Consider the following 20837-nt stretch of genomic DNA (forward strand, 5'->3'; position numbering starts at 1 on the left):
GAACACCCCCGGGGAGTCTCGAGCGGGCGGGAAAACGGGTATCAGTCGGGCCCTCGTCGGTTGGACCGAGTCACAATGGGAAGCGGTCTCTCTTCGCGCACAATGGGTGAACGGCGAATCGACCACCCCTGCTTTGCGGCCCTCTATGACCGGTGTATGCCGGACCGGCTGCTGGTCGGCCCTCACCGTGAGTATCTCGCGGCCGATCTCTCGGGACGGGTCCTCGACCTCGGCGCGGGGACGGGCGCGATGATTCCCTACGTCGCCGCGGGCGGCGACGACGACCTCGAGTACCATGCCGTCGAGCCGGACCCGAACATGCGCCGTCGGGCGGCGGCGACGGCCGACCGATCGGCCCTGCGGACCCATCTCCGGGACGACCGCGCGGAGTCGCTGCCGTACGTCGACGATGCGTTCGAGACCGTGATCTCGAGTCTGGTCTTCTGTACGATCGGGGAGCCGGACCGAGCGCTGGACGAGGTCGCCCGCGTGCTGGCGCCGGGCGGGGAGCTGCGCTTTCTCGAACACGTCCGTAACGACGGCTGGCGCGCGCGGGTACAGGACCGACTGAACCCCATCTGGGAGCGGGCTGCAGGCGGCTGTCAACTGAACCGCGAGACCGTCGAGCGGTTCGTCGGCCACGACGCGTTCGACGTCCTCGAGATCGAACGCACCCGGGTCGGTGTCCTTCCGGCGACGCCGATCGTACGGGGCCGGCTCCGAAGACGGCGGGAGTCCTGATCGAGCGGCACTCGCGGCTACCGGATCGCCTTGGGGATGCGCTCGATGACGTCGGTCGCCACGACGCCGGGGCCGTACTCCGCGGTCGCGAGTTCGCCGGTCTTGCCGAGGATCCACGCGCCCAACTCGGCGGCCTCCCGGCGGTCGGTCCCCTGCCCGAGCAGCGAGGCCGTGATTCCGGCCATCGTATCGCCGGTGCCGGCGACGGTCATGGCCGACGTACCGGTCTCATTTTTGATCCGCTCGCCGGCGGCGACGATCTCGTCGACCCCGCCCGTGAGCGTGACGACCGCACCGGTCTCCTCGGAAAATGCCTCGAGTGAGCCGTAGGCCTCATAGATCGGGTCATCTTCGGAGTCACTGGGCGTCAGGATCACGTTCGAGAGGTCGGCCTCGAGGGCGGGTTCGATCGCCAGCGCATCGACGACAGTCGGCGTCTCCATGCGGTCGACCGCCTCTCGGACCGCGTCGGGATCGGCGTCGACGAGGCCGGGGCCGATCACGACGGCGTCGGCCCACTCGGCCATCTCGAGCGTCCGTTCGATCGCGCCGTCGGAGAAGGCGTCGTGTCCGTAGCGGTCGACGAGCAGGTTCGGTGAGTGACCCGCGACGACCTCGTAGATCGGTTCGGGGACGACCGCCCGGACGTGGTCGGAGCCGGTCCGCAGCGCCGCACGCCCGGCCAGCGCGGGCTGGTTCGGATACGCGACGCTGCCGCCGACGATACCGACGCAGCCGTTGTCCCGTCCAGTGTCGTCGCTGACGTTCGAGAGCGTTTGCTGGAGGCGACCCATATCTTCCCTCCCGAGCGGTCCCGTGTAGCCGTTCGGCAGGCGAGTTCCGGTTTGTGGCCAGCACCGACGCCGGAAGCTAATATGGATCGCCGTCGTAGCTCGAGCCATGTTCGAGGACAGAACCGACGCCGGCGACCGCCTCGCCGCAGCGCTCGTGGATCGTGGCCTCGACGTCGACGTCGTCCTCGGGATCCCTCGCGGTGCCTTGCCCGTCGCGCGGCCGGTCGCCGACGCGCTCGCGGCCGACATCGACGTGGTCGTCGCTCGTAAATTGGGTGCGCCGGAAAACCCCGAGGTGGCCCTGGGTGCCGTCGCCAGCGACGGCAGCGTCTGGTACAACGACGGCCTGCTCGAGCGGCTCGATCCCGACGACGCCTACCTCGAGGAGATCCGAACCGAGGAAGCCGCGAACGCCCGCGAGAAGGCCGACCGCTACCGCGAGGGTGACGGGCTGCCGGAGCTGGCGGGAAAACGCGTGCTGGTCGTCGACGATGGCGTCGCGACCGGCGCGACCGCGACCGCCTGCCTCCGACAGGTCCGCGAGGCCGGCCCGGAGTGGGTCGGGCTCGCCGTCCCCGTCGGCTCCCCGCGCGCGATCGACGACCTCGAGCGGGAGGCCGACGAGATCATCGCGCTGGAGACGCCGGCCGATTTCCGCGCCGTCGGCCAGTACTACCGGACCTTCGGCCAGGTCAGTGACGACGAAGCGATCGAATACCTCGAGTGAGACGGCCAAACAGCGATCGATCGGAACGAATTCCGAGCCACGCGGAAACGATAGAGGGCCGAAATCACGGGGCAACGAGTCTCGAGATTCGGCGACAGTGGGCCGTTTCTACGGTCGTGTTACGGCCACAGGCCGCGCGCCTCGTGGGCCTCGGCGACCCGTTCGAGCGCGACGGCGTAGGCGGCGTCGCGCCACGAGACGTCCGCCCGTTCGACCTCGTCTTTCAGGGCGGTCCAGGCCCGGACCATCTCGGTCTCGAGTTCCTCGTTGACCCGCTCGAGCGCCCACGCGCGGCGGTTGATGTCCTGGAGCCACTCGAAGTAGGAGACGGTGACGCCGCCCGCGTTCGCGAGGATGTCCGGGATTACGTGGATCCCGCGTTCCTCGAGGATGGTGTCGGCCGCGAACGTCGTCGGGCCGTTGGCACCTTCGACGACGATGTCCGCGGCGATGGCGTCGGCGTTGTCGGCGGTGATGACGTTGCCGATCGCGGCTGGGACCAGAACGTCGACGTCTAGCTCGAGCAATTCTTCGTTCGAGAGCCGGCGCGGACTGTCGTCCTCGGTGAGGCCGGCCGCGAACCGGGTGACGGCTTCGGGCTCCTCGTCGTGGGAGGGGATCGCCGCGACGTCGATCCCGTCGGGGTCGTAGACCCCGCCGTTGACGTCGCTGACGGCGACGACGGTCGCGCCCCAGTCGGCGAGCAGGCGGGCGGCGTTAGCACCGACGCTGCCGAAGCCCTGAACGGCGACGGTCGTCTCGGAGAGGGGGTAGTCGTAGTACTCGCAGGTCTCCCGGGTGACGATGGCGACGCTTCGTCCCGGCGCTTCCTCGCGGCCGTAACTGCCGCCGATGACGGGGGGTTTGCCGGTGACGACGCCGGGGATGGTCTCGCCTTCCTGCATACTGTAGGCGTCCATCAGCCACGCCATCGTCTGCGGATCGGTCCCCATGTCCGGCGCGGGGATGTCCGTCTTCGGCCCGATCACGTCGCGCAGTTCCTGTGCGAACCGCCGTGTGAGCCGTTCGGTCTCGTCGTCGCTCAGGCGCTTGGGGTCGACGACGATCCCGCCTTTCGCGCCGCCGAAGGGCAGATCCATCACCGCACACTTCCAGGTCATCCACATCGAGAGCCCGACACACTCGTCGCGGGTCACGTCGGGATGATAGCGCAGCCCGCCCTTGAAGGGGCCACGAACGCTGTCGTGTTTGGCCCGGTAGCCGGTGAAGACCTCGACCGATCCGTCGTCGCGCTCGAGGGGTACCGTTACCTCGTGGACCGACGCGGGGTGGCGCAGCCGCTCGAGGGCCGCGTCGTCGACGTCCAGTCGGGCGGCGGCACGATCGAGTTGCCGGCGTGCCGTCTCGAGTGCGGTTTCCGGGTCGGACGATTCAGCCGTTGCTTCCCGGTTCGACGGCGAAGAACGCTTTTGTGATGACATCGTTACTCGATCGGTGTGCGCCGGTTTCGCATTTCGGCCCCGCACTCGGGACAGGCGTCCGGCGCGGCAGCGCGGACGACAGTACCGCATTCAAAACACTCGTAGGTCGATTCCGTCTCGGGGTCGAGTTCGGCGTCTTTGTGTTGCATGTGAGAGATGACGAGCGCGGCTGATCGTGCGTTCGTCGCACTTAGGAATAATAGGGATATTAGGATGAACCTATTCGTCAGATAGCTAGCGTCGGCGGTTAGTGGGGGTTCACTATTCAACCCCTCGAGACGGGTTTGCCGGCAGTCCGATCTCGTCGAACACGATCGCGAAGAGTTTCCGCTGGACGGTCCGGACGTGCCGGTAAAACGCCGCGGGCGAGATATCGAGTGTCTCAGCGATCGATTCGCCGGACTGCGCGCGGGGTGACTCGAAGTAGCCGCCGTAATATGCGAGCCGCACGACCTCGAGTTGGCGGTCGGTAAGCCGGTCGCGGAGGCTCGCGTGGAAGTCACGCGGCGTCGTCCGTTCGACGGATCGTTTCGACCGGAGTTCGACCTCGGAGAACACCGTCGAGACGACGTCGGCACCGCCCCGCGCGTCGACGGAACTGGGGACGTCAACGACGACCCGCGTGTCGGTGGGGGTCGCCTCCACGCCGCGAAGCAGTACCCCGTGGTCCGCGAGTTGCAGTGCGAGAACCGGCCGCGAGAGATCCAGCAGGACCGCCCCGCCGGCGTCCTCGTCGGAGCCGTCGTCATCGGCGCCGTCACGGCCGATGACCCGCGCCCCCTCGACGGTGACGAGGTCCGTAGCCGCGGCGGCGACGGCGTCGGGCGATGCGCCCTCGACCGTCGCGACGACGGTCGCACCGTCCTCGCGGTGGCGAACGCCGCCGTCGAACGAGACGGTGCAATCGGTCCGTCGGGCGAGGCGGGTAAAGAGGACCGTCTCGTCGCCCACCGCGAACTCGAGGCGCGTACTCGAGTCCGAGAGGAGCGCGCGCTTGCGCTCGACGGCGGCGATCGCGGCGGCGATCGTCTCCCCGAGTTCGGCGAGGACGGTCCGGACCATCTCGTCGAACGCATCGGGCCGATCGGCGTAGACGGTCAGGACGCCGTACGTGAAGTCGTCGTATGACAGCGGGACGCTCACGGCGGACTGGAACTCACAGGCGAGCGCTTCCGACCGCCACGGTTCCTCGCGGAGCCCGTCGGCAACGTTCGCGACGCCGGTTACCGCCCGGTCGGTCGCGGTCCTGACCGCGGGTTCGGTACCCCCGGCCAGCGAGAGCGACACGCTGTCGAGATACGACTCGCCCTCGGTCGCGCCGCCGTCGGCGCGGACCGCGAGCCGATCGTCGCCGGCGTCGGCCGCCCCGATCCAGGCGAACGAAAACCGGTCGGCGGTCGTGAGGCGGTCGCAGACGGCGCGTTCGATCTCGTCGCGGGTCTCAGCGCCGACCAGCGCCTGATCGAGGTCCCTGATGATCTCGTTGATCCCGTTGAGCCGAGTGAGCTGGCGGTTGCGCCGCTCGAGTTCGCGGTCGCGTTCGCGAAGCGTTCGCTCGCGCCCGACGCGGTCGAGCGCGGCCTCGGCGGTCGTGGCCAGCAGGTCCGTCAACTCGCGAGCGACGTCGTCGAAGGCATCGGGCTCGCTCGAGCCCGCGACGAAGACGCCGTGGTCCCCGAGCGGAACGTACGCGACGCTTCGCAGTTCGGTTCCGGGATTCGAGAGCGACGGCGACTCGTGGACGTCCGCGAAGAACCGGCTCTCGCCGTCGACGAAGACCCGTCCGGGAACGCTATCCTCCGTCGCCCGATGGTCCCGGACCGGTCCGTGTAACCGCTCCATGGCCGGCGAGGACGCGACCGGCCGCAGGACGTTCTCGTCCGTATCGAACAGGTACGCGGCGCTGGCCTCGAGATCGAGGACGTCCGCCGCGTCGTCGACGACGATATCGGCGATCTCGCGGTCCGTCTCGGCGTACAGCAGCTCCCGCGTGGTTCGGTGCAGCGCCGTCAGCGCCTCCTCGCGGCGTTTCCGCGTCGTCACGTCGCGGCAACTGTAGAGGGTCGTCCCGCCCTGAATCGAGACTTCCCGGACGTTGACCAGCAGGGTGTGTTCCCGGCCCGCCCTGTCAGTAGCGGTACACTCGATGTTGGTCAGGACGCCGGCCGCCTCGAGTTCGTCGCGGTCGAAGAGGTCCGGTCCGAGCAGCTCGTCGATGGTCCCCATCTCGTGGATCTCGTCGTCGGAGTAGCCGAAGACGAAGTGGACGTTCGGACAGACGTAGGTAAACGCCCCGTCGTCGTCGGTGATGAGGACCGTGTCGGTCATGTTGTTGAGCGTTACGCGGTGCAGCTGCTCGGACTCGCGTAACTCCCGCTCGAGGCGGGCGCGCTCGGTGACGTCGTCCGCCCGCGCGAACAGCGAGATGACGGTCCCGGACTCGTCGCGGATCGGGCGGACGGTCACCTCGAACGTTCGACGCCGATCGGAATCGTCGGTCTCCGCCGCGGCGTCGCTCCCGTCTCGAGCGGTCGTGCCGTCGCCGTCGGCACGGACACACGTCAGCTCTCGGTGTGTGATCTCCCCGCTCGCGGCCGCGTCGATCGCGTCCCGGAGAACCGCTTCCCCGTCGACGGCCGACTCCCACCACGGGAGTTCCGCGAAGGGGCGGCCGCGGACGTCGGTCGGGGTCGCGGCGATCGCCTTGAGCGCGGGCTCGTTGGCCCGCCGCACGGTCCCGTCCGGCGCGAGCAGCCAGCCGTACGCCTCCGGATCGTCGAAGACGGCGTCGAACGCTCGAGCGCGGTCCCGCCGCCATCGGCGATCGCGAGCGGCCGACATCGCCCGTTCGATCGCCGGTCGGAGGCCCTCGGCCGGTCCGTCGGCGGAGCCGTCGAGGGGGACGTACGCCGAGACGTCCGCGGCGATCGCCGCGCTGGCGACCGACTCGTCGCCGTCGACCGGCGCGAGAACGACCGGCAGGTCGGGCTCGCGCTCCCTGACCGCCTCGAGGAGGGCAAGCCCGCTCCGATCCGGGAGCGACTGGACGGTCAACAGACAGTCGACGGACGTCGTTTCGAGGCGCTCGAGCGCCGCCGTGGCGGTCGACACCGCGGTCGCGTCGAGCGCGTCGTCGTCGAGGACGCTCGCCAGCGGCTCGGGTCTCGCTTCGGTGGGTACGACGACGAGGAGTCGAGCGCCATCGAGCGGCCGTTCGGAAGCCATCGTTCCCGATACGACCTCCGGCCGATAGAACCCATCGGTCCGGTCGCGCTCGCTGGAATCGACACGCGTTCGCCGCTCGAGTCCCGCCGGACGACGTCCGTGTCGCCGTTACCGTCGACGATCCGTACGGCGTGTCGCGAGGGCGAGAGCGGTCGCTGGCGAAGCCCGCGACGGCGTGAGAAAACTCCCGAGCGGCCTACCGGTGGTCTTCGACGGCGACGGCCGCCGACTCGGCCATCGCGATCCAGGCGTCGTCTCGAGCGATGTCGGCGACGACGAGATGCGGCCGACCGTCGATCTCGTCGACCGCGCCGACGACGTCGCTCGCCCTGTCCGCCTCTCGTCCGACCGGTGTCGCTTCGGGCGTCATGGTCGACCGTTCCACCACGTGAAGTATGAATGTTCCGGAAGGAGATCGATTGGTGGTTGAATATTGGACATAATGGACTAATTTCGTTTAGATACCGGCCCTATTTGCCGCTCGGGTTGAACCTCGGAACTCGGCGGTCGCTACCGGTCGGCCGTGCAGTCGCTCCCGCCGCAGCCCGTCCGACCGACGGCCGGTGGCCCGTCCATGTGCAGTCGCCGGCACAGCACTCCCTCGAGTCGGGCCATCACTCGTCGTCGAAATCCAGCGCGACGGAGTTGATGCAGTATCGCTTGCCGGTCGGTTCGGGGCCGTCGTCGAAGACGTGACCCAGGTGGCCGCCGCAGTTCGCACACACCACTTCCGTCCGTCGCATCCCGTGGCTCGTATCGAGGCGGGTTTCGACCCGGTCGCTGTCGGTGTCGTAGAAGCTGGGCCAGCCACAGCCGGACTCGAACTTCGTCTCGGAGTCGAACAGTTCGGCACCGCAGCCGGCACAGGCGTAGGTGCCGTCTTCCTTGTGGTCGACGTACTCGCCGCTGAACGCCGGCTCGGTTCCCGCTTCCCGGAGGATTCGGTACTCTTCGTCGCTCAGTCGGTCGCGCCACTCCTCGTCGGCCGATGGGGTTTCCGCTGGTTCGTTGCTCATACCCGCAGTAGGGGCGAGCCGTTGAAGAGTCTGTTCGTGGCCACGGCCCGACGCTCGTCGGACGGGCACCCATACGGTCTACTGTCAATCAGTACTGGTGTCCCCGCAGGACGGTCGCGAGGACACGGGAAACAGTGACAGTAAACCGATCAGCGGGTGGTGATGACGTCCGTACTCTCACAGTCCGGACACTGGGTCATCCGGCCCAGTTTCGGGACCTCGATCCGCCGCCAGTCGTCGTCTCCGCCGGGCGCTTCGAAGCCGCAGTTGCGACACCGTGACCGTCCGCGCGTCGCTTGATCCTGTGCCATGGGCTACTCTATGTCATGGCCATACATAGGTATTTGTTCACATTCGAAGATCTCTCACCGGTTCCGACGGGTCGAGCGGCCGATCGCGACGATCGGCCGCGACCGCGTCTGACAGGGGAACGCGTGGACGAGTTCGGAGATCGGCTCGACGGATCGGCCACCTCCTCGAGCGCCCGTCGACGGGCGAACCGCGTGCAGCGGGACGCCCGGTTCAGCGCTCGAGTCGTCGGTTCGGCGGTCCGGGACGCCGGATCTCCGTGGGAGCCGTCCACGAACAGTAATAAAAGCGTTGTCGAAACTGTCAGGTAGCCAACCAGGCGTCTCGATGAGAGTACGATCGTCGCTGTCGCTTCGATGACGTCGCTCACAGTGGTCGGCTCGTCGGACATCGGTGGGGCGAAGATCGCCGAGATGCTGGGGCCAAGCGGTTCGGTCCAGCACGCACGACCGTCCAATCGTGTTAAGAGGGCCAATCCCGTACGTCGGACCGATGGGAACTCGGCACGAACTCGCTGCGTCGGCGCTCGAGGACCTCCCGATCACCGTCGCACTCATCGATGAGAACGGAGAGATCCTGTTGACCAACCGTTCCTGGCGCGAGTTCGGTCCCGCGGACGGCCCCACGGACCACGTCGGCGTCGACTACCTCGCGAACGCCACGACGGCCGAGGACGAACACGCCCGGCGGGCGGTCGAGGGGATCGAGGCCGTCCTCGCGGGCGACCGGGACGCGTTTTCGATGGAGTACCCGTGTCACTCGCCCGATCAGCAGCGCTGGTTCCTGATGCGTGTCACCCAGTTTTCACACGAGGGCCGACGGCTGGCGTCGCTGGTTCACCTCGAGATCACCGACCGGAAACTGGCCGAGATCGCCGCCGAGGAGAACGAACGCCGAATCCGTGAGGAACGGAAAACCGTCGAACACGTCCTCGAGCGGGTCGATGGGCTCGTCACCGAGATCACCGATGCGGCGGTCGGTGCGGAGACCCGGGCGGCCCTCGAGCGCGACGTCTGTACGCGGTTGACCGACACCGAGCCGTACGTCCTCGCCTGGACCGGCCGGGTCGACGTCACGAGACGGCGGCTCTCGCCTCGCGAGTGGGACAGTCGCGATGACGTTCCGCTCGAGGACGACGAACTCGTTCTCGAGAGCGACGAATCCCACCCCGCGGTTCGGGCGTTCGTCGACCACGAGCCGCAGGTGATCGACGATATCGACGCGTTCGACGACGCCGACCGCTGGTGGCCCGTGGGAGCCGGCGAGCGGTTCCAGTCGGTCGCCGCGTTACCGCTTGCCTACGGCGACGTGACCTACGGCGTCCTCGTGGTGTTTGCCGACGAAACGGATGCCTTCGACGAGCGGGAGTCGCTGGTCCTCGAGTCGCTCGCCGGGACGGTCGCGACCGCGATGAACGCCCTCGAGGCCAGGCGGATGCTCACGAGCGAGGCCGTCGTCTCGATCGAGGTCGCCGTCGAGGACCCGTCGCTGTTCGTCACGTCGCTGTCCGAGCGCGTCGACGCGACGATCAGCTACCGCGGGCTGACCTACGACGCCGACGAGACGCCGCAGTTGCTCCTGTATGCCGATCGCGAGATCGACCAGGAGGCGGTCCTCGCACCGGACGCGGACGTCCGCGACCTCTCGGTCCTCTCGAAAAACGACGGCGGGACCCTCCTCGAGGTCACCGCCGGGGATGGCCCAGTAACGGCGCTGAACGAACACGGCGCGGTGGTACAGGAGTTGTCGGTCAGCGACGGCGTCGCCGACCTCGCCGTCGAGTTTCCCGACAGCCGGTCCGCTCGCTCCGCGTACGACCTCCTCGAACGCCGGTACGATCGGGTCGAACTGATCAGCTACCACGAACAGGAGGAGCCGAGCCAACGGCCACACGACGTCTCGGCGCGGCTCGAGTCGTCGCTGACCGACCGACAGTTGCTGGCGTTGCGAAAGGCGTACCACGCGAATTACTTCGAGTGGCCCCGCGACATCTCCGGCGAGGAACTGGCCGATTCGATGGACATCTCCCGATCGACGTTCCACCAGCACCTCCGGACCGCCCAGCGGAAGGTCCTCGAGGAACTGTTCGATTAGACGGACGATAGTAGCTCTTGGAACGACGCCACACCAATCGCAACGCTGTCCTGCGATCGGGTGTACAGTGACTTTCAAGAGCGACTATATTGTACCGAGTTACCGAAGCGACCGCAGGGTGGGCGCGGTGGCGCCGGAACTGACCGACGACGATCCGTCCGACCCGTCGGTCGACGGGACTGTGTCGGGATCGTGACCGTCCTCCGACAACGATTCTGAACATAGTGAGGGTATGCTACTTTATACTCTCCTGTCGTACCGTATACATCCGTTCGCCGGCGGGTAGGGTCAGCAACAGAGAATGCAACAGGAACACATCGACGCAGGCAAGGCGATACAGAAGCGGACCGGGAAGACGTTCTATCTCGCGACGCGGTTTCTCCCCGAGCGAGTGCGACACGCCACGCACGTCCTCTACGCGTTCTTTCGGATCGCCGACGAGGTCGTCGACGACGCCGCGGGCGTCGACCCGGCCCAACAGCGCGCACAACTCGAGGAACTCCGGGAACAGGCACTGGGCGACCGCGAGCCTGACGGTCCGGTCCTCGAGGCGTTCGTCGAGCTTCGGGAGCGATACGGCATCAGCGACCACGAGGTCGACGTCTTCATCGACGCGATGGCGACGGACATCGACACCCACCGGTACGAGACCTACGCGGACCTGGAGTCGTACATGCGCGGGTCGGCGGCTGCGGTCGGCGTGATGATGACCGCCATCATGGAGCCCGAGGCCGAGGAGACGGCGATCCCCCACGCGGTAACACTCGGCGAGGCGTTCCAGATGACGAACTTCCTGCGGGACGTTCGGGAAGACGTCATCGAGCGGGATCGGATCTACATCCCACAGGAGACGCTTCGCGAACACGGCGTCGATCCGGCGCAGGTCGAACGCCTCGAACACTCCGAGTCGTTCGCGGCGGCGATGGAGGCCGAACTCAAACGAACCGAGGACCTCTACCGTGAAGGGGTCGCCGGCATCCGGTATCTCCCCGAGGACTGCCAGCTGCCCGTGTTGCTGGCGGCGGTCCTCTATGCGGAACACCACTCGCTCATCCGCGCCCAGGAGTACGATGTCCTCTCCGCCGAGCCGTCGCTGTCGACGGCTCGGAAGCTGTGGTGTCTCGCGAAGACGCGCTGGCACTGGCACTGGAACCGGGATCCGGAAGCGGTGTTCCAGCGGGTGTCGGCAGTGCCGACCCGCGAGCCCAGCCGTCACGGGCCCGAACACGGCGACGGTATCCCGACGCGGTAGCTTTTGAAACCCCTCGATATGGTGGCTATTCCTTCGTTGTGACCGGTTCCGTAACCGACGGTATGTCCACGGACACAGGGTCCGATATCACCGGCAACGACAAACGCATGGCCCGGACAACGGCGATCGGTCTCGGCGTCTGGCTCGCGATAACCGTCGCCGCAGTCGTGGTACTACTCCTACTGGGCGACGCCATCTCGAGCCTGTTCATCTGATCACTCCGAGACGTCGTCGGTCGTCAGCGCCGCCGTCTCGGCGACGATGAACTTCGCCAGTTTGCGCTTTTCGTGTTCGTCGACCAGATGGTCCTCGAGTTGCCGATCGGCCCCGGGCGGCTCGCGGCAGACGGGACACTCGAGGGGTTCTTTGGTCGCCATACGGGGCCCACGAGGGCCACGAGCAAAAGCGAGTGGCCGGCATACTTGACTGCGTTCGACGCCGGCCGGGATCCGCGGTCGCGTTCGTCGGACCGTTACGTTCCCCGGACCATCCCGAGGTCGTAGCGGTCGGTCCGGAGCAGGCCGAGACAGAACGCGCCGGCCACCCCGGCCGCCAGCCAGTTCGTATAGAGGAGGTTGATCGCCCCCCACAGGAGGACGAAACTCACCAGGTCGTCCAGCGCGAACTCACAGGCCCGGACGCGGTCGACGAGCGCCCGCCGGTCAAAGGCGAGTTCGACGAGGACGACGGCGACGGTCCCAGAGAGGAGCCAGCCCCGGTAGTTCGAGAGGGGAACGCCGTAGTAGCCGCCGGGTGGCACGTACGACCAGAAACCGATGGCGACGGCCGCCGGATCGAGGACCAGATCGACTGCCACTACGGCGGCGATCGCGCCGAGCAGTCGGGGGACGAGCCGAGCAACCCGGTCGCCAAGCGCCAGCAACGTCAGCAGGTACGCGTTCAGTACTAACGGAACGAAAAACAGCGGCAGGGCAAGCGGCACCTCGCCGCCGAGCATCGGCCCGAGGCTGATCCCGTATTCGAAGGTCCCGTAGGGCCAGCCGGTCCGAACGCCCAGCAGTTCGATCCCGTAGGTGTAGGCGATCAGGACGGCCAGTGGCAGGGTCGCCCGTCTGTCGACCTGCGGTAACAGGGCGACGACCAACGGCGAGCGCATCACCAGCGTCCCGAACAGGATCAGCAGCGGGTTGTACGACAGCGCCGGCGGGAGCAATCCCTCGGCGCTGGCGACCAGCGTCACCGCACCGATCACGGGGAAGACGACCGCGATGGTAAACCGGTTCTCGCGGATCAGGGCTTCGAGGCGGCGCTGGACGGTCGCCCGGGTGGAATCATCGAGGGTCGCATCGCCGGAACGCGGACTCGAGGTGGCCGTGTTCGAGTCGCGACTCGAGGCGTCAGCTTCGGCCTCTGACCCCGGCGCGGTCGGTTCGCCGCTATCCATACAGCAGCCTCCAGAGTCCGCCCATGGTCAACGCTGCGCCGACGACGGTGTTGATCGCCGGGAACCACCAGTACGCACGGTCGACGGCGACGCTCGCGGTCGTGATTGCGACCACGAGTACGGGATAGACGAGCAGGAGGACTCCCATCCGAACGTCGATCGCGCCGAAGGCGGCCGCGCTGGCGAGCCAGCACGCGCCACAGTAGGCGTAGGTCCGAGTTTCGCCCAGTACCGTCGCAGTCGTGCGGATCCCCGTCTCGCGGTCGGGCTCGATGTCGGGGATCGCGGAGAAGGTGTGCATCCCCATAGCCCAGAGCCAGCCGCCGACGATCGCGAGGAGGGGCGGTGCCGTCCCGGCGACGGCCGCGTACGCGGCGATCCCGGGCGTGACGTAGAGCCCGTTCGAGACCGAATCGAGCAGCGGCGTCGTCTTGAGCCGCGCCGGCGGGGCGCTGTAGGCCGCCCCGAGGACGAGGAAGGCCGCGAGCCAGGGCACCGCGGCCGCCCCGACCAGCGGGACGAGCAGGATCGCCAGCGCCGCACAGAGCCCGACGGCCGCTGGGACGTACCCCTGTCCTCGATAGCGCGTCTCCCGATCCTCCTTTTTCGGGTTCGCGGCGTCGATATCCCGGTCGTAGACGTCGTTGATGCCGTAGAGGAAGACGTTCGCCGGCAGGAGAAAGTAGACGAACAGGGCGACCGTGGCCGGCGTGAGCAGCTCGTCGGGGGCGTCGGCGGCGTAGGCGACGCCGACGACGACCGGCCCCGCGAGATAGAGCCAGAACCGCGGCCGCGAGAGCGACAGCAGGTACGACAGCTGCTCGCCGCGGTCGGTCTCGCCCGCTGCGGTCGGTTTCGAGGTCATCGATCGGCTCTCGAGGCTGTCCCGCACCGACTTCCGCGGCGCGGTCGGTCGTCTCGCTCCGAGCGGACGCGTCGCCCGATGCGTTCGATCCGCCGGACCGCTCGAGCGGCCGTCACGGCGTGTGTGCGGTCCCGTGATCGTCGAGGACCGCGTCGGCGGTCAGTTCGCCGCTGATGAGACACATGGGCATGCCGATTCCGGGTGTGGTATCGCCGCCCACGAAGTAGAGTCCGTCGACTTCCTTCGAGCGGTGTGGGGGCCTGAAAAGCGCCGTCTGGCGGAGGGTGTGGGCCATCCCCAGTGCCGTCCCGTCGTGGCTGTTGTACCGGCTCGCGAAGTCGGAAACGGTGAACCGTTCCTCGAGGACGATCCGGTCCCGGAGGTCGGTGCCCGTGTTCGCGGCGATGTCGTCGAGGACCCGATCGCGGTACTCGTCGCGGATCTCGGGGGTGTCCTCGAGGCCGGGCGCGATCGGGACGAGGGCAAAGAGGGTGCTATGGCCCTCGGGCGCGACGGTGTCGTCCGTTTCGGAGGGGACACACAGGTAGTAGGCGGGATCGTCGGGCCACTGTGGGTCCTCGAAGATCTGATCGAAGTGGTCCTGCCAGTCGGTCGGCAGCACGAGCGTGTGATGTGCGAGTTCGTCGACCTCGCCCTCGACACCCAGATAGAGCAGAAAAGCGGAGGGCGCGTAGGTACGGTCCTCCCAGTAGTCGGCGTCGTAGCCGCGCCGTTCGGGGGTGAGCAGTTCCTGTTCGGTGTGGGCGTAGTCGGCGTTGCTGACGACCAGATCCGCCGGGATCGGTCCCGAGGCGGTCTCGACCTCGAACCCGCCCGTCCGGCCCTTGATCTCCGTCGCCGGGCGACCTGTCTCGTACTCGACGCCGAGTTCCCGGCCGAGGTCCGTGACCCCGTCGACGACCGCGCCGATCCCGCCCTCGGGGTACCAGACGCCGAGGTTGAAATCGACGTGGCTCATCAGGTTGTACAGCGCCGGCGTGTTCGTCGGCGAGCCGCCGAGGAAGACGAGCGTGTACTGCATGATCTGCTGGAGCTTCGGGTGGTCGAAGTAGCCCTCGACGTGGCCCTGCATCGAACCCAGCAGGGAGAGGCCGCGCGCCTGTCGGGCGACGTCGAGATCGAGGTAGTCCCGCAGCCGCGGCCGGTCCTCGTAGACGAAGTGTTCCATCCCGACCTCGTAGTTCTCCTTGGACTTCTCGAGGTAGCGTTCCAGAGCCTCGCCCGCCCCCTGTTCGTACTCCTCGAAGACGGCTTTCGTCCGCTCCAAGTCCGGCGTGACGTCGACCCGGTCGCCGTCCTTGAAGAAGATCCGGTAGTGTGGATCGAGGTGTTCGAGGTCGTAATAGTCACTCGGGGTCCGGCCGAACTCGGCGAAAAAGCGCTCGAAGACGTCGGGCATCAGATACCACGAGGGCCCCATATCGAACCGGAACCCGTCTTTCTCCAGCCGGCTTGCCCGGCCGCCGAGCTGTTCGTTCTTTTCGATGACGCGTACGTCGGCACCCGCATCGGCGAGATAACAGGCCGTCGAGAGCCCACCGATCCCGCTCCCGATCACGACGACCGACTCACCGGCCAGCGATTGCATAGTCGACATGAGTAGCTGACCCGTGTTAAACGTGGTTCACACATAGGTAGGGAACCCGACCCGTTATCAGGGAGGGTGAGCGATGGACGGCTTCCGTCCGCCGGCAGCCGTGCGTTCCCCGGGGATTCCTGTGTCCGGCTCGCGTAGCGGACGTATGGACGGAACGACAGCCGTCGTGACCGGCGGCACGCGCGGCATCGGCCGTGCCGTCGCCGAAGCGTTCGCGACCGAGGGAGCGACCGTCGTCATCGGCGCTCGAGACGCCGACGACGTCGCGGCGACCATCGACGACCTCGAGCGGGCGGGCGGGACCGCCGACGGGCACCGGACCGATGTCCGGGACGAGTACGACGTGGAGCGGCTGACCGAGACCGCCGCGCGAGCGGGCTCGGAGGGCGGGATCGACGTCGTCGTTCCCGCGGCGGGGGTCTATCACGGCGAACCGGGGCAGACGCCGATGGACGACGAGTCGTACTCGGCGTTCGACGACCACTGGCGGACGAACGGGCGCGGCGCGTACGCGACGATCCGCGAGTCGCTACCCCATCTGAACGACGGCGCGCGGGCCCTCGTCCCGACGGGTGCGGTCGCTCGAGACGGGGACGCGGGCTATGGCTCCTACGCCATCTCGAAGGCGACGGCGGAGGCGGTGGCTCGCGGGTTCGCCGCGGACACCGAGTACGTCGTCGGCTGTCTGGATCCCGGTACCGTCGCGACGGACCTCTCGGGCGGGACCGGTCGCGATCCGGAATCCGTCGCGCCGATGTTCGTCTGGGCGGCGACCGAGGCCGAACCGGAGACTATCGATGGGGAGATCGTCGGACTCCGGGAGTGGAAGGGCGCGACGCGGTGACACGGTGTGTCGGTTGGCGGTTCGGGGTCGTCCGGGCCTCGAGGCCGGCACGAGGGACGGACTCATCCCGACCGTCCGTGAGTCCCTCGAGCGACACGTCCGGACGTGGGCGGATCGGTACGTCGAAATGCGCGTCGAGGCACGGACCGACGGTCGAACGTAACGGCGTTCGCCGTCCGGTAGATCAGTTTCGCCGCGACACGCGTCGACCGCGAGCGATCGGACCGCGACGAACAGTTATGCTACCTCGTGACATACTGTGCCACGGGGAACGACAATGCAAGCAATCGCGACGAAAGCGGTCACCTGTCCGCACTGCGGAGAGAGCGCGACGATCTCCCTTCCACGTGAGGAGGTCGATGTGAAGGTACGGCAGTCGGTCGCGGCGTTTGGCGACCACACGACGGTTACCTGTTCGGACGGCCACACCTACTGGGTGTACTTCTGTTAACACAGTCGGCCTCGTCGTCCGATTTTTCACGGCTCGAGCGGGCGCTGTTGCTAGGGAGGTCGTCGTCTCGAGAGAAAGCTAGTAGTTGTCGGACCCGGTCGCGTGGTTCAATCGATGTGGCCTTCGCGACGCAGTTGATCCGCGTCCTGGCCGGTGTAGCGCCACTCGATCGTGGCTTTCTCGTCCTGCCAGTCCCACGGCTCGGCGACGACGATGTCGTCTTGCTCGATCCAGGTGCGGTATTTCATGCGCCCGGGGATGCGGCCGAGCCGTTCCTTGCCGTCTTCACACCGCAGTTGGACGTGATTGCCACCGAGGTGTTCGGTTACGACGGCGAATACTTCGTCGCTGTTGGGCATACGGAGGTTCCGTCGCCCGGAGTCTTCTGTCACAGTTTAACTACGTGCGGCAGCCCTTTAAACGCTTGGAGAGTCGTGGTAGCTCTCCCCACGATACTGTTCATCTATTTATCTGTCACGGGAAAATGGCTGACGGGCGTTTGACATTTACGGGAGGTTCGGTGGGGGCACCGCTACAGTTCTCGGTCCGAGTCGGGGTTCTCGAGGTCCCACAGCACTTCCGGGAGGAACGCTTCGAGGTTGTCGATGACCGACCGCTCGCTGACGTTCAGTCCCTCGCAGTGGTCGTGGGCCGAGTCCCGAATGTCGACGTGGAGGTCGCCGTCCTCGAGGTGGACGGCAAGCGGAAAGACCGAACACCGGGTGGGTTTCCAGTCCTCCTCGAGATGGAGCGTACAGAGGCCGTCCTCGCGCAGGAAGGCGCAGGCGTGGCCGTCCTCGGCGACGTGGTCGTCGCGGTCCTTGTTCTCGCGAGTGACGAACTTCTCGCCGCGGAAGTCGGTCGTCGTCTCCGAGAGGTTCGCCCGCTGGGCCAACTCGAGGAGGTCCCGATCGTACAGCAACACGCCGTGGTGACAACACCACGTGCAGTCGTCGACGCACTCGAAGGTGAGGTCGGGGTCGAACTCGACGACGACCTCGCGGCCGGGGTAGACCTCGACGCGTCGGGTGTCGGCGCTCACGTGTCGTCGGTGGGCGGTCGCCGTGAAGTGCCTTTCTACCCGTCTCCTCGGTCGAGTTCACACAGCAGCCCGTGGCGATCACCGCGATCCTGAAAGCCCCTGGCGCTCTCGAGTCGTCTCGCTCGCTGTGCGCTTCCCGCCGTTCGCTCCGCTCACGGCGGTCCAGTGCTTGCGTCGCGGGACATCCCCGAGAGCCCCAGCCCCTTTCATTCCCGCCCGGCGGTGGGACGCGAGGGGAGCAGAAACCGGGTTGCAGTGCGGTGGGGTCTCGTCACGATCGAAGTCCCTACGGGCGAGCGGGTTCCTCGAGCGGCAGGGTCTCGCGCTCGCTCGAGTTCACGACGGTATTCCGGAGCGTGCCGACGCCCTCGTAGGTGATCTCGACGGTGTCGCCGGGGTCGACGAGGCCGGGATTGGCCGGGCTGCCGAACGAGACCACGTCGCCGGGCCGGAAGGTGACCCGTTGGGAGAGATACGCGATGATCTCGTCGGGATCGAACAGCATCAGTTCGGTGTTGGCCTCCTGGCGGCGCTCGCCGGCCACGTCGGTGTACATGTCGATCCCGGTCGGGTCGACGGCGGTTTCGATCCACGGGCCCAGCGGGCCAGAGGCGTCGAAGGCCTTCCTGGGTGTGCGCCCACCCTGATCGAGCGCGTCCACATCGTTCATGATCGTGTAGCCCCGGACGACTTCGGGGACCTCGTCCTCGGAGAGGTTCCGGCAGGGTTCGTCGATGACGGCCGCGAGTTCGCCGGCGTAGGTCACCTCGTCGCTGAACGACGGATAGGGAACCGGATCCCGGTGGCCGACCAGCGATGCCGGCGGCTTGATGAAGAAGTCCGGTTCCTCGGGGCGTTCGTACTCCATCTGATCGATGGTCGCCGCGAAGTTTCGGCCGATACAGTACAGCGCCGAGGGCTCGCAGGGCGGCAGGAAGTCGGCGTCGGTCCCCACCTCGTAGACCCCGTCGTCGGCGTGAACGACGCCGTCCTCGTACCGTCCCGATACCGGTCCGTCGTCGGTCGCGATCCGCGCGAGTTTCATTACCGGCGGTGTCGGTTCCTGCCGATTAGTCGTACCGGTTCCATTGCGGATCGGGTCGGGTCGATCGACTCGGCGAGGCCCGACGGGTCGGCGCTCCCGGGCCGGGAACTGCGGACTCGAGCGCAGTTCCCGGCCGAGAATCCACCGCCAGCGAGTTCCCGCGACTGCCGGGCAGATGCAGGGCCAGTCTATACCCTTCCGCCCGGCGGAGGGAGACTTGCATGTCCGCACACTTCACCGACGACGACGAGGGGAAACGGGTCGTCAATGCCAACGGCGACGAGATCGGGATCGTCCAGTCCGTCAGCGGCGGGACCGCCCACATCGACCCGGATCCGGGAATGACCGACACGATCAAATCGAAACTCGGTTGGGGCGACCGCGACGAGGATACCTACCCGCTCGACGACGACCACGTCGAGTCGATTTCCGACGACGAGGTCCGCCTGCAGCGCCTCTGAGCGGTCCTCTTCCGGTCACGGCGAGACGAACGGACTCCCGAACGATCGCTTTTTTATAGGGACGACCGCCAGCGACGTATCGGGACAGCGGCCAGCGCCGCTCGAGCGGTGACGGATCGCGACGCAGACGGGTCAGTCCTCGAGCAGCAGGTAGGTCCGACCGCCGCGGTGTTCGAGCGAGACGGCGTCGGTATCGACGTTCGTCCGGACGAATGCCTCGAGCCCCGCCGCGTGGAGGTCGGTGACGTCGATGCGGCGTCGCTGTCGTCCGGCCGGCTCCGCGGCCGCAGTGACGGCGGCATCGTCGTCCTCGCTGCACTCGGCTCGGTCGTCGGTCCGCTCGACTGTCAGTTGCATACCTGAGCGTGTCATAGAAAGCGTCACGTACGAAGCAGCAGGGTGCGGAAAGTGTGTCCAGCACAACCGCGACCCTGCAAGACGTTGCTTCGGTCGATGAGTTTTTGAATGCAGCGGCTACGGAAACAGTTCCGCTGTTTGAGTATCTTGAGTTCGAGTTTCTACTGGAGTACGACGTGTTCGCCCCCGCTCGCCGGGGGCGAACACGAGTTCACCAGCCACCTGATCTCTTTCGCGCCTTTCTCCATTGCTACTACAAGAACATCTACGGAACACGCCCAGTCACGCGAGAACTCCAGCACGGCCTTGTCTGGTACTACTGCGGACTCGACAAACCGCCATCGAGAGACACCATTGACCGGTTTCTCACTGATCTCGAACACATTATCAACGATGTCTTCGACAGGCTCGTCGAGCAGGCCGCCGTCCGCGGCCTGCTCGACTCGACGTACTCTATCGATTCGACGCACATCGAGGCGATCCAGTACAACGACGCTGCCTCATGGAACTACGATCCAACAGCCGAAGAGTACTACTACGGCTTCGGCTGTACGATCGTTTCAACCGGTGCAAAGATCCCGATAGCAGCGGAGTTCACACAGGCCAAACAAGCAGACCAAGAGACGGCGATGCGCGTCACGGGTGACGCGCTCGCCGTCGATACACCGATCTGGATGCTTGGAGACAGCGCCTACGACATCCTCGATTGGCACGACTACCTGCTGACCGCAGGAGTCGTGCCAATCGCTCCGTACAACCCGCGAAACACTGACGACCCGAAAGACATCGAGTACAGGGTCGAAGACCGCATTGAGGAACACAGCGAGGACGTTCAGCTGAAACGATCCATCTTGGACGAGACGTTCAACAACCGGACAGGAATCGAACGAACCAACGACGCAGTCAAGGACTGCGGCCTCGGGCACGTCCGCGCCCGAGGCCGCGTCCACGCACGAACAGAAGTGTTCGTTGCGCTATGTCTTCGGATCGTCATTGCAATCACCAACTACGAGCGAGGACACGATCCAGGACGTGAGATGCTCAAGCTATGAGTTGGATTCTATGACACGCTCTACCTTCCAGTTGGACCGACTGTCTATCAAACCGATCCGTGCGGAGTGAAAGTGAAAGTGCGGGACGGAGCGACGC

At 66.7% G+C, this 20837-nt stretch carries 24 protein-coding genes; 9 read left to right on the forward strand and 15 right to left on the reverse strand.

The window, feature by feature from the left end; translation table 11 throughout:
- Positions 1-102: 102 nt before the first annotated feature.
- Entirely contained in the window at positions 103-741 is a 639-nt protein-coding gene (locus tag NATPE_RS05175; RefSeq protein ID WP_006179823.1) for a class I SAM-dependent methyltransferase, read from the forward strand.
- A 17-nt stretch (positions 742-758) separates the two neighbouring features.
- Here the strand turns inward: NATPE_RS05175 and NATPE_RS05180 are convergent, their stop codons facing one another.
- Positions 759-1535 (reverse strand): NAD(P)H-hydrate dehydratase, encoded by a 777-nt coding sequence (locus NATPE_RS05180; RefSeq protein ID WP_006179822.1) that lies wholly within the window; start codon positions 1533-1535, stop codon positions 759-761.
- 106 nt (positions 1536-1641) lie between these two features.
- On the opposite strand from NATPE_RS05180, the gene NATPE_RS05185 reads away from it, so the two are divergent.
- Positions 1642-2262, forward strand: coding sequence for a phosphoribosyltransferase (locus NATPE_RS05185; RefSeq protein ID WP_006179821.1), 621 nt, complete (start codon positions 1642-1644; stop codon positions 2260-2262).
- Between the two features lie 119 nt (positions 2263-2381).
- On the opposite strand, the gene gdhB is transcribed toward NATPE_RS05185, so the two are convergent.
- The 6 genes from gdhB to NATPE_RS22565 all read right to left on the reverse strand — a co-directional run bounded on the left by gdhB (position 2382) and on the right by NATPE_RS22565 (position 8256).
- The gene (gdhB, locus tag NATPE_RS05190) at positions 2382-3704 is read right to left on the reverse strand and encodes a glutamate dehydrogenase GdhB (protein WP_006179820.1); all 1323 of its coding nucleotides are present in this window, start codon (positions 3702-3704) and stop codon (positions 2382-2384) included.
- Positions 3705-3706: 2 nt separating this feature from the next.
- Positions 3707-3853, reverse strand: coding sequence for a rubrerythrin-like domain-containing protein (locus NATPE_RS22120; protein WP_006179819.1), 147 nt, complete (start codon positions 3851-3853; stop codon positions 3707-3709).
- 112 nt (positions 3854-3965) lie between these two features.
- Positions 3966-6929 carry a bacterio-opsin activator domain-containing protein gene (locus NATPE_RS05195; protein WP_006179818.1) on the reverse strand — a complete coding sequence of 988 codons (2964 nt, stop codon included), beginning with the start codon at positions 6927-6929 and terminating at the stop codon, positions 3966-3968.
- Positions 6930-7125: 196 nt separating this feature from the next.
- Positions 7126-7299 (reverse strand): DUF7556 family protein, encoded by a 174-nt coding sequence (locus NATPE_RS22560; protein WP_006179817.1) that lies wholly within the window; start codon positions 7297-7299, stop codon positions 7126-7128.
- Between the two features lie 244 nt (positions 7300-7543).
- Positions 7544-7945, reverse strand: coding sequence for a peptide-methionine (R)-S-oxide reductase MsrB (gene msrB / locus NATPE_RS05205; protein ID WP_006179816.1), 402 nt, complete (start codon positions 7943-7945; stop codon positions 7544-7546).
- A 149-nt stretch (positions 7946-8094) separates the two neighbouring features.
- Positions 8095-8256 carry a hypothetical protein gene (locus NATPE_RS22565; RefSeq protein ID WP_006179815.1) on the reverse strand — a complete coding sequence of 54 codons (162 nt, stop codon included), beginning with the start codon at positions 8254-8256 and terminating at the stop codon, positions 8095-8097.
- Positions 8257-8746: 490 nt separating this feature from the next.
- On the opposite strand from NATPE_RS22565, the gene NATPE_RS05215 reads away from it, so the two are divergent.
- From NATPE_RS05215 to NATPE_RS22570, 3 genes are all read left to right on the forward strand, one after another.
- Positions 8747-10348: a bacterio-opsin activator domain-containing protein gene (locus tag NATPE_RS05215; RefSeq protein ID WP_006179813.1), complete on the forward strand. Its 1602-nt coding sequence runs from the start codon at positions 8747-8749 to the stop codon at positions 10346-10348.
- Between the two features lie 301 nt (positions 10349-10649).
- The gene (locus NATPE_RS05220) at positions 10650-11600 is read left to right on the forward strand and encodes a phytoene/squalene synthase family protein (RefSeq protein WP_006179812.1); all 951 of its coding nucleotides are present in this window, start codon (positions 10650-10652) and stop codon (positions 11598-11600) included.
- 62 nt (positions 11601-11662) lie between these two features.
- The gene (locus NATPE_RS22570; protein WP_006179811.1) at positions 11663-11815 is read left to right on the forward strand and encodes a hypothetical protein; all 153 of its coding nucleotides are present in this window, start codon (positions 11663-11665) and stop codon (positions 11813-11815) included.
- Here NATPE_RS22570 and NATPE_RS22575 read toward each other — a convergent pair whose 3' ends face one another.
- The 4 genes from NATPE_RS22575 to NATPE_RS05235 form a co-directional block, all read right to left on the reverse strand.
- Complete coding sequence (locus NATPE_RS22575; protein WP_006179810.1) at positions 11816-11977, reverse strand: hypothetical protein; 162 nt, start codon at positions 11975-11977, stop codon at positions 11816-11818.
- Positions 11978-12072: 95 nt separating this feature from the next.
- Positions 12073-13005 (reverse strand): bisanhydrobacterioruberin hydratase, encoded by a 933-nt coding sequence (cruF, locus tag NATPE_RS05225; protein WP_006179809.1) that lies wholly within the window; start codon positions 13003-13005, stop codon positions 12073-12075.
- Positions 12998-13870 (reverse strand): prenyltransferase, encoded by an 873-nt coding sequence (locus NATPE_RS05230; RefSeq protein WP_015298792.1) that lies wholly within the window; start codon positions 13868-13870, stop codon positions 12998-13000. Before NATPE_RS05230 ends, cruF begins: the two co-directional genes overlap by 8 nt.
- Positions 13871-13982: 112 nt before the next feature.
- A complete protein-coding gene (locus NATPE_RS05235) occupies positions 13983-15479 on the reverse strand; it encodes a phytoene desaturase family protein (RefSeq protein ID WP_015298793.1) in 1497 nt (498 codons plus the stop codon).
- A gap of 154 nt (positions 15480-15633) precedes the next feature.
- Here NATPE_RS05235 and NATPE_RS05240 point away from each other — a divergent pair, with 154 nt between their 5' ends.
- Together NATPE_RS05240 and NATPE_RS22580 are read left to right on the forward strand one after the other, a co-directional pair.
- A complete protein-coding gene (locus NATPE_RS05240; protein WP_006179806.1) occupies positions 15634-16332 on the forward strand; it encodes an SDR family NAD(P)-dependent oxidoreductase in 699 nt (232 codons plus the stop codon).
- A gap of 277 nt (positions 16333-16609) precedes the next feature.
- Entirely contained in the window at positions 16610-16783 is a 174-nt protein-coding gene (locus NATPE_RS22580) for a hypothetical protein (protein WP_006179805.1), read from the forward strand.
- A 107-nt stretch (positions 16784-16890) separates the two neighbouring features.
- Here the strand turns inward: NATPE_RS22580 and NATPE_RS05245 are convergent, their stop codons facing one another.
- From NATPE_RS05245 to NATPE_RS05255, 3 genes are all read right to left on the reverse strand, one after another.
- Positions 16891-17175, reverse strand: a complete 285-nt coding sequence (locus tag NATPE_RS05245; RefSeq protein ID WP_076580984.1) for a translation initiation factor eIF-1A — start codon at positions 17173-17175, stop codon at positions 16891-16893.
- A gap of 140 nt (positions 17176-17315) precedes the next feature.
- Positions 17316-17825, reverse strand: a complete 510-nt coding sequence (locus tag NATPE_RS05250; protein WP_006179803.1) for a YkgJ family cysteine cluster protein — start codon at positions 17823-17825, stop codon at positions 17316-17318.
- Between the two features lie 286 nt (positions 17826-18111).
- Positions 18112-18870 (reverse strand): fumarylacetoacetate hydrolase family protein, encoded by a 759-nt coding sequence (locus NATPE_RS05255; protein WP_006179802.1) that lies wholly within the window; start codon positions 18868-18870, stop codon positions 18112-18114.
- Between the two features lie 221 nt (positions 18871-19091).
- Between NATPE_RS05255 and NATPE_RS05260 the strand changes: the two genes are divergently transcribed.
- Entirely contained in the window at positions 19092-19331 is a 240-nt protein-coding gene (locus NATPE_RS05260; protein ID WP_006179801.1) for a hypothetical protein, read from the forward strand.
- A gap of 132 nt (positions 19332-19463) precedes the next feature.
- Here the strand turns inward: NATPE_RS05260 and NATPE_RS05265 are convergent, their stop codons facing one another.
- Positions 19464-19688 carry a hypothetical protein gene (locus NATPE_RS05265; protein ID WP_006179800.1) on the reverse strand — a complete coding sequence of 75 codons (225 nt, stop codon included), beginning with the start codon at positions 19686-19688 and terminating at the stop codon, positions 19464-19466.
- A gap of 53 nt (positions 19689-19741) precedes the next feature.
- Here NATPE_RS05265 and NATPE_RS05270 point away from each other — a divergent pair, with 53 nt between their 5' ends.
- The gene (locus tag NATPE_RS05270) at positions 19742-20740 is read left to right on the forward strand and encodes an IS5-like element ISNpe2 family transposase (protein WP_015298795.1); all 999 of its coding nucleotides are present in this window, start codon (positions 19742-19744) and stop codon (positions 20738-20740) included.
- Positions 20741-20837: the final 97 nt, after the last annotated feature.

The organism is Natrinema pellirubrum DSM 15624 (assembly GCF_000230735.2).
GTDB lineage: Archaea > Halobacteriota > Halobacteria > Halobacteriales > Natrialbaceae > Natrinema > Natrinema pellirubrum.

What these genes read in the sequence shown, in the direction of transcription:
- NATPE_RS05255 (WP_006179802.1), bottom strand. Translation starts at nt 18,870, where the DNA reads ATGAAACTCGCGCGGATCGCGACCGACGACGGACCGGTATCGGGACGG.
- NATPE_RS22575 (WP_006179810.1), bottom strand. Translation starts at nt 11,977, where the DNA reads ATGGCGACCAAAGAACCCCTCGAGTGTCCCGTCTGCCGCGAGCCGCCC.
- NATPE_RS05185 (WP_006179821.1), top strand. Translation starts at nt 1,642, where the DNA reads ATGTTCGAGGACAGAACCGACGCCGGCGACCGCCTCGCCGCAGCGCTC.
- NATPE_RS05240 (WP_006179806.1), top strand. Translation starts at nt 15,634, where the DNA reads ATGGACGGAACGACAGCCGTCGTGACCGGCGGCACGCGCGGCATCGGC.
- msrB (WP_006179816.1), bottom strand. Translation starts at nt 7,945, where the DNA reads ATGAGCAACGAACCAGCGGAAACCCCATCGGCCGACGAGGAGTGGCGC.
- NATPE_RS05260 (WP_006179801.1), top strand. Translation starts at nt 19,092, where the DNA reads ATGTCCGCACACTTCACCGACGACGACGAGGGGAAACGGGTCGTCAAT.
- NATPE_RS05175 (WP_006179823.1), top strand. Translation starts at nt 103, where the DNA reads ATGGGTGAACGGCGAATCGACCACCCCTGCTTTGCGGCCCTCTATGAC.
- NATPE_RS22570 (WP_006179811.1), top strand. Translation starts at nt 11,663, where the DNA reads ATGTCCACGGACACAGGGTCCGATATCACCGGCAACGACAAACGCATG.
- NATPE_RS05195 (WP_006179818.1), bottom strand. Translation starts at nt 6,929, where the DNA reads ATGGCTTCCGAACGGCCGCTCGATGGCGCTCGACTCCTCGTCGTCGTA.
- NATPE_RS05265 (WP_006179800.1), bottom strand. Translation starts at nt 19,688, where the DNA reads ATGCAACTGACAGTCGAGCGGACCGACGACCGAGCCGAGTGCAGCGAG.
- NATPE_RS22565 (WP_006179815.1), bottom strand. Translation starts at nt 8,256, where the DNA reads ATGGCACAGGATCAAGCGACGCGCGGACGGTCACGGTGTCGCAACTGC.
- NATPE_RS05220 (WP_006179812.1), top strand. Translation starts at nt 10,650, where the DNA reads ATGCAACAGGAACACATCGACGCAGGCAAGGCGATACAGAAGCGGACC.
- gdhB (WP_006179820.1), bottom strand. Translation starts at nt 3,704, where the DNA reads ATGTCATCACAAAAGCGTTCTTCGCCGTCGAACCGGGAAGCAACGGCT.
- NATPE_RS05230 (WP_015298792.1), bottom strand. Translation starts at nt 13,870, where the DNA reads ATGACCTCGAAACCGACCGCAGCGGGCGAGACCGACCGCGGCGAGCAG.
- cruF (WP_006179809.1), bottom strand. Translation starts at nt 13,005, where the DNA reads ATGGATAGCGGCGAACCGACCGCGCCGGGGTCAGAGGCCGAAGCTGAC.
- NATPE_RS05215 (WP_006179813.1), top strand. Translation starts at nt 8,747, where the DNA reads ATGGGAACTCGGCACGAACTCGCTGCGTCGGCGCTCGAGGACCTCCCG.
- NATPE_RS22560 (WP_006179817.1), bottom strand. Translation starts at nt 7,299, where the DNA reads ATGACGCCCGAAGCGACACCGGTCGGACGAGAGGCGGACAGGGCGAGC.
- NATPE_RS05235 (WP_015298793.1), bottom strand. Translation starts at nt 15,479, where the DNA reads ATGCAATCGCTGGCCGGTGAGTCGGTCGTCGTGATCGGGAGCGGGATC.
- NATPE_RS05180 (WP_006179822.1), bottom strand. Translation starts at nt 1,535, where the DNA reads ATGGGTCGCCTCCAGCAAACGCTCTCGAACGTCAGCGACGACACTGGA.
- NATPE_RS22120 (WP_006179819.1), bottom strand. Translation starts at nt 3,853, where the DNA reads ATGCAACACAAAGACGCCGAACTCGACCCCGAGACGGAATCGACCTAC.
- NATPE_RS22580 (WP_006179805.1), top strand. Translation starts at nt 16,610, where the DNA reads ATGCAAGCAATCGCGACGAAAGCGGTCACCTGTCCGCACTGCGGAGAG.